12 protein-coding genes are annotated in these 11929 nt (G+C 69.6%); 3 read left to right on the top strand and 9 right to left on the bottom strand.

Translation table 11 applies throughout. From position 1 onward, the window contains the following. Positions 1-116: 116 nt before the first annotated feature. From ACYVF3_RS20360 to ACYVF3_RS20375, 4 genes are all read right to left on the bottom strand, one after another. Positions 117-878, bottom strand: coding sequence for a MerR family transcriptional regulator (locus ACYVF3_RS20360; RefSeq protein ID WP_461155815.1), 762 nt, complete (start codon positions 876-878; stop codon positions 117-119). A 248-nt stretch (positions 879-1126) separates the two neighbouring features. Further along, positions 1127-2653: a tripartite tricarboxylate transporter permease gene (locus tag ACYVF3_RS20365; RefSeq protein ID WP_461155816.1), complete on the bottom strand. Its 1527-nt coding sequence runs from the start codon at positions 2651-2653 to the stop codon at positions 1127-1129. Between the two features lie 3 nt (positions 2654-2656). Then, positions 2657-3196 carry a tripartite tricarboxylate transporter TctB family protein gene (locus ACYVF3_RS20370; protein WP_461155817.1) on the bottom strand — a complete coding sequence of 180 codons (540 nt, stop codon included), beginning with the start codon at positions 3194-3196 and terminating at the stop codon, positions 2657-2659. Then, positions 3193-4179 carry a Bug family tripartite tricarboxylate transporter substrate binding protein gene (locus ACYVF3_RS20375; protein ID WP_461155818.1) on the bottom strand — a complete coding sequence of 329 codons (987 nt, stop codon included), beginning with the start codon at positions 4177-4179 and terminating at the stop codon, positions 3193-3195. The genes ACYVF3_RS20370 and ACYVF3_RS20375 overlap by 4 nt, the downstream gene beginning before the upstream one ends. Positions 4180-4429: 250 nt before the next feature. Here ACYVF3_RS20375 and ACYVF3_RS20380 point away from each other — a divergent pair, with 250 nt between their 5' ends. Beyond that, positions 4430-5992: a sensor histidine kinase gene (locus tag ACYVF3_RS20380; RefSeq protein WP_461155819.1), complete on the top strand. Its 1563-nt coding sequence runs from the start codon at positions 4430-4432 to the stop codon at positions 5990-5992. Beyond that, positions 5989-6672: a response regulator gene (locus ACYVF3_RS20385; RefSeq protein ID WP_461155820.1), complete on the top strand. Its 684-nt coding sequence runs from the start codon at positions 5989-5991 to the stop codon at positions 6670-6672. The genes ACYVF3_RS20380 and ACYVF3_RS20385 overlap by 4 nt, the downstream gene beginning before the upstream one ends. 39 nt (positions 6673-6711) lie before the next feature. Here the strand turns inward: ACYVF3_RS20385 and ACYVF3_RS20390 are convergent, their stop codons facing one another. From ACYVF3_RS20390 to ACYVF3_RS20410, 5 genes are all read right to left on the bottom strand, one after another. Next, positions 6712-7914: a cytochrome P450 gene (locus ACYVF3_RS20390; RefSeq protein WP_461155821.1), complete on the bottom strand. Its 1203-nt coding sequence runs from the start codon at positions 7912-7914 to the stop codon at positions 6712-6714. Beyond that, entirely contained in the window at positions 7914-8507 is a 594-nt protein-coding gene (locus ACYVF3_RS20395; protein WP_461155822.1) for a GTP-binding protein, read from the bottom strand. Before ACYVF3_RS20395 ends, ACYVF3_RS20390 begins: the two co-directional genes overlap by 1 nt. Beyond that, entirely contained in the window at positions 8488-8847 is a 360-nt protein-coding gene (locus ACYVF3_RS20400; protein WP_461155823.1) for a DUF742 domain-containing protein, read from the bottom strand. The genes ACYVF3_RS20395 and ACYVF3_RS20400 overlap by 20 nt, the downstream gene beginning before the upstream one ends. Then, positions 8844-9248: a roadblock/LC7 domain-containing protein gene (locus ACYVF3_RS20405; protein ID WP_461155824.1), complete on the bottom strand. Its 405-nt coding sequence runs from the start codon at positions 9246-9248 to the stop codon at positions 8844-8846. Before ACYVF3_RS20405 ends, ACYVF3_RS20400 begins: the two co-directional genes overlap by 4 nt. Positions 9249-9314: 66 nt before the next feature. Next, the gene (locus ACYVF3_RS20410) at positions 9315-10661 is read right to left on the bottom strand and encodes an ATP-binding protein (RefSeq protein ID WP_461155825.1); all 1347 of its coding nucleotides are present in this window, start codon (positions 10659-10661) and stop codon (positions 9315-9317) included. Positions 10662-11047: 386 nt separating this feature from the next. Between ACYVF3_RS20410 and ACYVF3_RS20415 the strand changes: the two genes are divergently transcribed. Beyond that, a complete protein-coding gene (locus ACYVF3_RS20415; RefSeq protein WP_461155826.1) occupies positions 11048-11869 on the top strand; it encodes an SAM-dependent methyltransferase in 822 nt (273 codons plus the stop codon). Positions 11870-11929 lie beyond the last annotated feature (60 nt).

Here is an 11929-nt window from a genome sequence, read left to right on the forward strand (position 1 = left end):
CCGGATGGGCATCTGAACGCGAGGCCCTGACCGCCCACGACACCGAACTGAACCGATCATGATTCCCTAGGTCCACAGTGGACCGAAGCGGTCGTGCGGGCGGAGTTCGGGGAGGTTCAGCCCGGGGAGGGTTCCTGACTCCCTTCGGGGAGGCGCGTCTGAGCCATGGCGTCGGCCATGCGTTCCCCCACCACCGCCGGGATGAGCCGTTCGGCGGAGCGGATTGCCGCCGCCTGCAGAGCGTTGAACACCAGCGGGCGCAGCCGGTCCATGACGTCGCCGTAGTACGGCGCGGCTTCCTCGACCGTCATCACGCGGGTCACGACGTGCTCCTTGACCAGGTCGGCGAGGTCGTCGCCGAGCTCGTCGACCTTGCCGAGCATGTCCTCGGCGATCGTCAGCGTCTCGCCGAGCGGAATGCCGAGGGAGACCATCTCCACGGCCGCGTCGTAGAGCAGGGGGCTCGTGGTGACGAATCCGCGCCCGCGACGCTCCAGGATCCCCAGGTCGATGACGCGCTTGACCGCACTCGGGGTGATCTGCGAACCGAAGTTCTTGCGCAACTCGCCGAGGGTCACCGAGCGCGGCTTCTCCATGGCCCAGGTCCGGTCCGCGACGACCTCCTCCAGCCCGAGCACTTCACCGAGGCTGCGGCCGGATTCCCAGGCTCCGATCATCTCCTTGATCTGGGCGAATGCGTATCCCCGCTCCAGCATGCTGATGATCAGCTTGAGCCGGGTCAGGTGCGCGTCGGAGTAGATCGCCGTGCGGCCCTCCTTGCGAGGTGGCGGCAGGAGGTCGCGATCCTGGTAGACGCGCACGTTGCGCACCGTCGTTCCCGCAGTGCGAGCGAGGTCGTCGATCCGATAGTCCACCACCTCGATCAGTGTAGTAACTCCGCGCAACCCGCGCTGATCCCCGTGCCCTGCGGACATTCACCGGTCGTGTCGGAAACCCCGGATCGCCTCGCCGAGACTTTTTCCGGGTTTCCGGCCAAATTGGATTCGAGGTCATGCCCCGCCGGCGGCAGAAGTGCGCGATGTTGCCTGTCAGCAGCGGAAACTGCGAGGTGGCCCGGTCGGACGGGGGAGTTCGACCGGGCCACCGGAGGGAGACGCCTCGGGGGTCAGGCGTCCACCCGCTCCCCTTCCTGGGGTTCTCCCGGGGTCGCCTCGCGCCGGGGCAGGAGACGAGCGAGCAAGGGCCAGACGAGGATCAGCGCGACGATGCAGTAGACCGTGATCGCGAACGGCGTGTTGACCAGCCCGCTGAGACTGCCATCGCTGATCTGCAGCGCCCGCCGCATCTGCTGCTCCGAGGTCGGCCCGAGGATCACCGCGATGATCGCGGGCAGGACCGGCAGGCCGTACCGACGCATCGCGAAGCCGATCAGCCCGACCACGAACAGCAGCACCAGGTCCAGCGACTCCCCGCCGACCGCGTAGGCACCGACGCTGGCGAAGAACAGGATGCCCGCGTACAGGTACGGCCTCGGGATCTGCAGCAGCTTCGCCCAGACCGGCGCCAGCGGCAGGTTCAGCACCAGCAGCAGCACGGAACCGATGAACATGCTGGCGATCAGCGCCCAGACCAGTTCCGACTCGCGCTCGAACAGCAGCGGACCGGGCTGAATGCCGTACTGCTGGAACGCGGCAAGCATCACCGCCGCCACCGCCGTGGTCGGCAGACCCAGCGTCAGCATCGACACCATGGTGCCCGCAGCGGACGCGCTCGCCGCCGCCTCCGGCCCGGCGACGCCCTCGATGGCGCCCTTGCCGAACTCCTCGCGGTGCTTGGACAGCCGACGTTCGGCCACATAGGACAGGAACGTCGGGATCTCCGCGCCACCAGCGGGAATCGCGCCGAACGGGAACCCGATGAACGGGCCGCGCAGCCACGGCTTCCAGGTGCGCCGCACGTCGGACCCGGCGAGCAGCGCGCGCCCGACCGGGATCGGTGCCGCGTTGCTGCGCCGCAGGTGCGCGGCGACCCACAGCGACTCACCGATCGCGAAAAGGCCCACCGCGACGATGACGACGTCGATGCCGTCCGCCAGGTGCAGCATGCCGAAGGTCAACCGCTGCTGACCGGTCATCTCGTCCAGGCCGATGATCCCGATCGTCAAACCGATGAGCAGCGAGGCGAATCCGCGGATCCGGGACTTGCCGAGCACCGAGGTGATCGCGATGAACGCCAGGACCGTGATCGCCAGGTAGTCGGGCGCACCGATGTCCACCGCGAGCGAGGCCACGGTCGGGGCCAGCAGCACCAGCAGGGTCAGGCCGACGATCGCGCCGATGAAGTGCCCGACCGCCGCCGTCGCGAGCGCCTGAGCACCACGACCCTTGCGGGCCATCGGGTTTCCCTCCAGCGCGGCGATCACCGAGAAGCTCTCCCCCGGCGTGTTCAGCAGGATCGACGTCGTCGACCCGCCGAACATGCCGCCGAAGTAGATGCCGGCGAACATGATGAACGCGCTCGTCGGTTCCAGCGCGTAGGTGACGGGCAGCAGCAGCGCCACCGCCATCGCCGGTCCGATGCCGGGCAGCACGCCGATGGCGGTGCCCAGCAGCACGCCGAGCGCCGCCCACACCAGGTTCATCGGGGTCAGCGCGGTGGCGAAACCGTCGAGGAGAAGGTTCAGCGATTCCATCTGTTACAGCACCCCCATCAGCGGGCCGCCGGGCAGGGGGACACCGAGCAGGTTGTTGAACACGAAGTACGTCGCCACCGAGAGCACCGCCGCCAGCAGCGGATCCCGCACGGCGTTGCGGCTGCCCAGCGCGTAGGCGCAGCCCCAGAACAGGATCATCCCGGACAGCGGGAACCCGATGACGTTGATCAGCACCGCGTTCGCCAGGAACGACGCCGACAGCAGCAGCACGGTCCGCCAGTCGCTGGGCGCCGACAGGTCGACGTCCTCGCCGGTCTCGGACTCGCCCCGCCCGCCGCGCAGCACATCGCGGGCCAGCAGCACCGAGACGACCAGCAGCAGGCCACCGATGAGGAACGGCACGGTCTTCGGGCCGACCGGGCCGCGCTGGGTGAAGTCGGCCGAGATCGACGCGGCGTCGGCGAGCACCAGGACGCCGAGCAGCGCCAGCAGCACGCAGATGCCCAGCTCGGAGTGCTCCCGCAGCCAGTTCCGCTTCGGCGACGTGGAGGTTTCCGGGGTCGTGGTCGCGGTTTCGGTCATGCCAGCCCCAACTCCTTGAGCACCGTGGCCACCCGGTCGTTCTCCTGCGCCAGGAACTCACCGAACTGCGGTCCCGGCTGGTACGCCTCGGTCCAGCCGTTGCGCTGCAGCGCTTCCTTCCACTCCGGGGTCGCGTTGAGACGCTCGAACAGCGACACCAGCTTGGCGCGGTCGCGTTCGTTCATCCCCGGCGGAGCGACGATGCCGCGCCAGTTGGTGAAGTTGACGTCCACACCGGACTCCAGCAGCGTCGGCGCGTCCACACCGGGCAGGCGCTGCGGGCCGGTCACCGCCAGCACGCGCAATTCACCGGCTTCGATCTGGTCGCGGTACTCGCCGATGCCGGAGACGCCGAAGGCGACCTTGCCGCCGAGCACCGAGGCGAGCAGCTCGCCGCCACCGTCGAAGGGCACGTAGTTGACCTGCTTGGGCTGCAGGCCGATGGCCTTGGCCATGAGCATCGGCGCCAGGTGGTCGGGCCCGCCCGGGGACGAACCGCCACCGACCGGGACCTCACCGGGGTGGGCCTTCCAGTCGTTGATGAGCTGGTCGAAGCTCCGGTAGGGCGAGTCCTTGCCGACCACGATCACGTTGGACTCCTCGACGAGCTTCGCGATCGGCGTGGTGTCTCCCAACGACACCGGGGAGTGGTTGGTGTAGACGCTGCCGACCACGCCGAGTCCCATCGACATGGCGAGCTTGCCGTTGCCGCGCTCGTTGACCACGCGCCCCAGCCCGACGGTGCCGCCGGCGCCGGGGAGGTTGAACACCTCGGTGTTGTCCTGCAGCCCGGCGTCCTCCATCGCCTTGACCGCGGTCCGGGCTGTGATGTCGTACCCGCCGCCGGGCGAGTTGGGGACGAGCATCCGCAGTCCCCTGATTTGCGCTTCGGCGCTGCTGTCACCGCTGGTGCTGATCAGTGGTGGCACCAGGAGCACCAGCAGCACGGCTGCGATCACAGCCAGCGCGCTGCGTAGCCGCACGGGCGATCCCGCCTCTCCATTGTGGTCGGAACGTGAGCTGGCTCATGCTGCACGCCCGCACGGCGCCGTGTCTCCCTTAATCACGTAACGACACTTCCGAAACTTGTGTAACCCGGGCGGGTGAAGAACGCGGAATTCGCGCGCAAGCAGCGGAACCCGGACGGCCCGGGAGCGGTGCTGTCCGTTTTGAGCAGGTGCTTTGCGGCGGCGCGGCCGCGAGCGGTTACCGTTCCCGGCTAGGAGGTGCGCGGTGCTGCGTGTGCAGGGGAGCTTGTCGCGGCAGCTGCTGAGCTGGCAGCTGCTGATCATCCTCGTGCTGCTCGGCACCGTCGCCGTCTACTCCGTGTCGCAGAGCGACGCCGCGTTCCGCGCGAGCGAGGGGCGCAAGATGCTCTCGGTCGCCGAGGACGTGGCCGCGACCGAGACCGTCCGGGCGAGCCTGGGAGACCCCTACCGGCGGGACGCGCTGCCGATCCTCGCCGAGAGCGCGCGCAGCCTCTCCGGCGCCGACCAGGTGATCATCGCCGACGCCCGCGGCATCGTGCTGACCTCGCCCGATCCCGGCCAGCGCGGGCAACCGCTGCCGCTGGGCGCGTCGACCGTGCGGGACGGTTCGGCCTGGGTGGGCGAGGTCTCGGCGGACGGGACGGACACGCTCGTCGCCCACGTTCCGGTCATCTCCAACAACGCGCGCATCATCGGGATCGTCGCGGCCGGACGCAACACGCCGGACCTGCTGCAAGGGCTGCGCCAAGCGCCGGAGAACCCGCTCGCGCTGCTGGCGTTCGCCGCGTTCCTGGGCATCGCGGGTTCGGTGCTGCTGGCTCGCCGGGTCAAGCGGCAGACGCTGGGCCTGGAACCGCAGGAGATCACCCGGCTCGTCGAGCACCGCGAAGCGCTCCTGCACGGCGTGCGCGAAGGGGTCGTCGGCGTGGACGAGCAGAACCGGATCACGCTGGTCAACGACCAGGCGCTGCGGTTGCTGGCGCTCCCGCAGGACTGCCTCGGCCGCGACATCGACGCCCTGGCGCTCGGGGATCGCGCCCGGGACGTGCTCACCGGGCGCTCCGACGGCGTCGACCAGATCGTGCTGAGGCGAGGGCGGGTCGTGGTGCTCAACCGGATGCCGATCTCCTCGGTCGGCGCGGTGGTGACCATGCGCGACCGCACCGAGCTCGTCGACCTGCAGCGCGAGCTGGCGGTGCACCGCGACACCACCGACACGCTGCGCGCCCAGACCCACGAGTTCTCCAACCGGCTGCACACCATCTCCGGGCTGGTGGAGCTCGGCGAGTACGACGAGCTGCAGCGCTACGTGCAGCGCATCAGCCATCACAGCGAGCAGTGGCACACCGAGGTCACCTCGCGCGTGCGCGATCCCGCCACCGCCGCGCTGCTGATCGCCAAGGCGAGCCTCGCCGCCGAGCGGGGCGTGGGGTTGCGGCTGGACGAGGGCGGTTTCCTCGGCGAGATCGACGAACAGCTCTCCGCCGACGTGGTGACCGTGCTGGGCAACCTCATCGACAACGCGCTCGACGCGCTGGAGTCCACGAAGGACGCGTGGATCGAGGTGGAGCTGCGGCAGAGCGACGAGATCACCGTCGTGGTGCGCGATTCCGGTCCCGGCGTGGCTCCGGAGATCGTCGAGGAGGTGTTCCGGCACGGCTTCACCACCAAGGCCGCCCGCGGCGGCGAACGCGGGCTGGGACTCGCGCTGACCAGGCAGATCTGCCGCGGGCGCGGCGGGTCGGTCGAGGTGCACAACGCCGACGGCGCGGTGTTCACCGCGCGCTTGCCGTGGGAGGGAGCATGATCAGAGTTCTGGTGGTCGACGACGACTTCATGGTCGCCAAGGTCCACAGCGGCTACGTCTCGCGGGTCGAGGGCTTCGAGGTCGTCGGCGTCGCGCACACCGGGGCCGACGCGGTGGTCGCCGTTGACGAGCTGCGGCCCGACCTGGTGCTGCTGGACATCTACCTGCCCGACATCGACGGCATGTCCGTGCTGCGCCAGCTGCGCGGACGTCCTTCCGCCGATCCCGACGTCATCGTGATCACCGCGGCCCGCGATCTCGACACCGTGCGCGGCGCGATCCACGGCGGGGCGCTGCACTACCTGATCAAGCCGTTCAGCTACGAGGCGTTGCGGGAGCGGCTGGAGAACTTCCGCTCGGTCCACCGCGCGCTCGCCGAGCTGCCCGGCGACTCGCCGGCGGCGCAGCAGGACGTCGACCGCCTCTTCGGCACGCGGGCCCGCGACGTCACACCGCCCAAGGGTCTGTCACCCGAAACCTCCCGCATCGTCGAGGAAATCCTCCGCGACCAGTCCGCGGACGGAGGTGATCTGTCGGCCACGGAGTGCGCCGACGCGACCGAGCTGTCCCGGGTCAGCGCCCGCAAGTACCTGGAGCACTTCGTCGAGACCGGCCGGGCCGAGGTCCGCCTCCGCTACGGGGGGACCGGCCGCCCGGAACGCCGCTACCGCTGGCTCTGACCTCCGGCGCCGCCCCTCCCCTGGTTCTTCAGGACGGGGTCAGTGGGCCGAGAAGGTGACCGGGAGGGAGGTGAGGCCCCGCATGAGGACCGAGGGTCGCCAGGTGAGGTCGTCCGGGTGGACCCCCAGCTCGGTGTCCGGGAGCCGGTCGAGGAGGATCTCGATCCCCGTGGTCGTGATGGTCCGGGCGATCTCCTGCGCCGCGTAGGGGCAGCCGTACTCCCCGTGGCTGAAGGACAGGTGCGCGTGGTTGCCGATCGCGCCCTCATGGCCGTGCGGCCGGACCTGCGGATCGGCGTTGGCCGCCGCCAGCCCGAGCACCAGCAGATCCCCTTGCCTGATGGGCTTTCCGCCGAGCTGGATGTCCTGCGTCGCCCACCGGCCCACGTGGTTCTGGGTCGGGGTGTCCTCCCAGAGGACCTCGTTGAGCGCGTGGCCGACGCTGCTGCGCCCGCCCGCCAGGTCCATCGCGAAGCGGGGTTCGGTGAGCATCAGCCGCAGCGCGTTGCCCATCCAGTCCGATGTGGTCAGATGCGCCTTGCCCAGCGTGATGAACAGGTCGGCGGCGATCTCGTCCTCGGAGAAGCCGATCGGATGCTTCACCAGGTACGACACCAGGTCGCCGGACGGCCTCGCGCGGCGCTCGCGGACCAGGCGCAGCATCCGCCCGACGGTGCGCTCGTGGGCCCGCACCGCCTCCTCGCCCTCCTGCCCGGACAGCGCGACGTCGTGGGTGAGCATCGGGGCTTCGTCGTCGGGGATCCCGTAGATCTTGGCCATCGCCAGCAACGGGATCTGGTGGGTGTACTCCACGACCAGGTCGGCGAAACCGCGCCCGGCGAAGCGGTCGATCAGGGTGTCGCAGATGCGTTCGACCTCGGACGCCAGCTCGAAGGCGTCCACAGTGGCCAGAGCCTCGTGCACGCCCTTCCCGCGGGTGCGGTGCTCGGCGAGGTCGGCCAGCAGCGCGGACGGCCGGGGTTCGACGTAGGCGCGCAGCGACCAGTTCTCCGGGACGCGGTTCCACCGGTTCCAGCGCCTCGGATCGCGGCTGAAGGTCTCGGGATTGCCCACCACGTAGTGCACTTCGCGATATCCGAGCACGCACCAGGCGGGCACGCCGCCCTCGAGCTGGATCGGCGCCACCGAGCCGTGCTCGTGGCGCAGCCGGCGGTACACCGCAGCCGGGTCGCGGTGGAACCGCGCGCCGAAGAACGGGGTCGCACCCACGTGCGGGTCCATCACCGGCTCCGGGCCAGCGACATCTCGTGCAGGTGCTCGACCAGCCGCACGAGGACCTCCTTGCTGCCCTCGCGCTCCCGGGCGTCGCAGTCGATCATCGGCACCTCCTCGGGCAGGTCCAGCGCCTCGCGCACCTGCCGCAAGTCGTGCCCGGGGACACCGAAGACGTTGCGCGCCACCACGAACGGCGTTCCCTGCTCCTCCAACCGGTCGATGGCGTACCAGCAGTCCTCGATGCGGCGGGAGTCCACCAGCACGATCGCGCCGAGGCAGCCGCTGAACAGCTGGTCCCAGATGAACCAGAACCGCTCCTGCCCCGGCGCCCCGAACAGGTAGAGCACCATCCGCTCGTTGAGCGTGAGCCTGCCGAAGTCGAAGGCCACCGTGGTCGTGGTCTTGCCGCCCACGCCCGCGGTGGAGTCCACGCCGATGCCGGCGGTGGTCATGGTCTCCTCGGTGTTCAACGGCCGGATCTCGCTGACCGAGCGGACCATGGTCGTCTTGCCGACCGCGAACCCGCCGATGATGACGATCTTCAAACCGTCGGAGGCGGTGTGCCGCAACGGGGTCCGGTCAGATGTTGCGAAGTCCAACGAGCACCTGCTTGAGGAAGTCGGGCGTCGGGATCTCCGACGGGTCGCGACGGCTGGTGGGGTGCCGGGCGGTGATCTTGCCCATCGCCTGGAGATCACCCAGCAGGATGCGCACCACGCTCACCGGGAGCCGCAGCTCGGCGGAGAGCTCGACCACCGAGATCGGTCGGCGCCCCAGGCGCAGGATGGTGGCGTGCTCGGATTGCATCCCCGGGGTCGGTTCGCCCTCGGCGACGACCAGGGTCACCGGGTCGAAACCCTCGTCGGCGGGGCGGGTGCGGCCGCCGGTGACGATGTAGAGCCGGTCCGGGTTCTCCTCGTCGAGCAGCCGCCTGGTCATGACACCTCGACCCGGCTGGGACTCCGCAGGTGCTCGCCGATCTGCTCGACGAGCTGGTTCATGTTGTGGCCGACGATCCCGACGTCGGCCTCGTCGGAGGCCAGCACCGCCAGGTGCGCTCCGAACCCGGCCTCGACGATGCACAGGACACCGCCGTAGAACTCGGTCATGGACTGCCGGACTCCCCCGGTGCCGTCGCCGAATTCCACCGACGCGCCGTAGGAGAGGCTCTGGATCCCGGAGGCGATGGCCGAGAGCTGATCGGCCTGATCGGCGCCGAGACCTGCCGTGTGGCAGAGCTTCAAGCCGTCCTTGGACAGGACGAGCGCATGTCTGCTGCCGGGGGTGGTCTGCAGCAGGTTCTCAAGCATCCAGTCGAGTTCGCGGGTGTCGATGGTCATCGCGGTTGCGGGACGACGAGCGGGGCAACCCGTGTCCCACACCTCCAATCGGGGGAATCGGGGGCGTCATCGGGGTTCATCGTCCGATGTGGACGATTCGTCACGGCGGGACTTGGAGAACGCGCCGAAGCGCGATCCCGCGTCCGGCCGCTTGTCCTCGGTCTGCCGTGGGGCGGGCGCCGAGCGGACTGCGGTGAGGGTTCGTCCCCGGCGGCGCTTGGGGAGTTCGCCGGGATCGGTGGATTCGCTCTCGGTGCCGATTCGGGAGTCCAGCGTCGGCTTCGCCTGCTCGGGCTCCTCCTCCGCGGGACGTTCGGGTTCCGAGCGCGGCTGGGTGATCAGCTTCTGCGGGATCATCACGACCACTCCGGTCCCGCCGCGCGCCGATGCGCGGAAGGACACCGACAGCTCGTGCTTGCGGGCCAGGCAGCCGACCACGGCGAGCCCGAGCCGGCTGCCGGAGATCTCGGCGAGGTCCAGCGGGGTCTCGGACACCGCCTGCTCGGCGTGCGCCAGCGCGGCATCGCTCATCGCCAGGCCGCTGTCCTCGACGGTGACCACGACGCCGCTGTGCACCTCCTCGACGTAGACGTGCACTTCCTCGGTGGGCGGGGAGAACTTGGTGGCGTTGTCCATGATCTCGGCCAGCGCGTGCATCACGCCCTCGGCCGCGTAGCCCACGACCGCGACGGTGCTGGTGGAGTGCAAGCGGATCCGCTGGTAGGAGCTGATCCGGCCCATCGATCCGCGCAGCACGCTCTCCATGACGATCGGCTTGGTCCAGCGCCTGCCGCTGCGGGCTCCGGTGAGCACGGCGATGCTGTCGGCGAGCCGACCGGCCTGCGCGGTGCTGTGGTCGAGCTTGAGCAGGTCGGCGAGGACGTCCTCGGACTCGTGCCTGCCCTCCATCTCGCGAAGGTCGGCGAGCATGCCGGTGGCCAGCGCCTGCACGCGGCCCGCTGCGCTGGAACAGGTGGACAGCGCGGCCGCGCGCACCTTCTCGCTCGCGGCCAGCTCCTTGGACATCGCCTTGATCACGCGCCGGTGCGGCACGCTGAAGTCGTTCTTGCGCGCCTTGACGGCTTCGTCGGGGGTCGCTCCGGCGCGCAGTTCCCGGGCCATCTCGGGCAGGACGTCCTCGGCCAGCCGCACCATGTCGCCGTTCATGCCGGCGGTGGCCACCCGGTAGTGCCGGGTCATCTGCACGCCGCGCACGAGTCCGGCCACGGCCGTCGAGAGCGCGAGGACGAGCAGGCCGCCGACGACGGTGATCGGCGATCCGGCCGAAGGGGTCTGGAGCACGGCCCAGAGCAGGATCACGCCCGAGAGGACGAAGGTGACCGCGAACCCGACGACCGCCGGGAACCGGTAAGGGAACTCTCCTCGCGGCTGCACGTGGCTGTCGGTCGACATCAACGGTTCCTCATCGCCGGATGCGGGGGTCGGGGCTGCCTTTGGGCGCACTGGTACGCGACGCAGATAGTAACGGAGAGCATACAGCCGATGACTCTCTTTTGGGTGATACTCGCCTCACTGCGCCAACCGACTTGCCATTCGATCTTCATCCGGACCCGGATCCGCCGGTTGGGCCCGCAGTTTTTTCGGATTTTTCACAATTGCGGAAACGCATTTTCGCGGCTCTCCCAGGAGTGGCCGGGCGCTTCGCAGATCTTCCGGGCTACTCCAACGAGGTGACGCTGCGTCACTGCGCTGCGGATTTTTCACCTGATCAGGACGGGCGCTGATCACTACGCTACGCATCAGGAAAGTCACTCGCAGACACATTGGCGGACCGACCGATGATCACCAGGACGCTCGACCTGGACCGTCCGAGCGACGCTCGTGTGCACGACTACATGCTCGGCGGCGGCAGCAACTTCGCGGCCGATCGCGCCCTGGCCCGGCGCATCCTCGCGCTGGCCCCCTACGTCCGGTTGGAGGCGCTGGCCGCCCGCAACTGCCTGCGGCGCATGATCCGCACCTGCCTGGATCAGGGGGTCCGGCAGTTCCTCGACCTGGGCTCGGGCATCCCCAGCGCGGGCAGCCCGCACGAGATCGCCGCCGAGGTGGATCCCGCCGCGCGCGTGGTCTACGTCGACAACGAGCAGATCGCCGCCACGCAGGGCCAGTTGCTGCTCGGCGGCACCGAGTCGGCCGCGATGGTCCACGCCGACGTCCGCGATCCGGAATCGGTCCTCAGCGCCGAGGAGACGCGGCGGCTGCTGGACTTCGAACAGCCGGTGGCCGTCCTGATGTTCGGCGTGCTGCACATGTTCGGCGCTCACCACCGGCCCGAGGAGGTCATCCGGCACTACACGGGCGCCCTGTCCCCCGGCTCGTTCCTGGCGCTGTCGCAGTTCACCGACGAGTTCGCCCCGGCACCCGCGCAGGCCCTGCGCACGAAGCTGCACGGCTGCCCGCAGGCGGCCAGCCGCGATCGCGAGACCGTGCTCTCCTACCTCGACGGCCTCGAACCGCTGGAACCCGGAGCGGTGCCCGTCGCGGACTGGCGCCCCGAACCCGACGACGTCGAGCTGCGCACGCCGGAGCCGCTGAGCTTCGCACTGCTGGCGCGCAGGTCACCGGCGCCCCCGCCTCAGCCGAACAGCGCACGCGTCTAGACTGTTCGCCCAGAATCCCCCCTCTTCTACCAGCACAGATTCCGGACATACCGACAGTCG

The organism is Saccharopolyspora tripterygii, assembly GCF_054778355.1.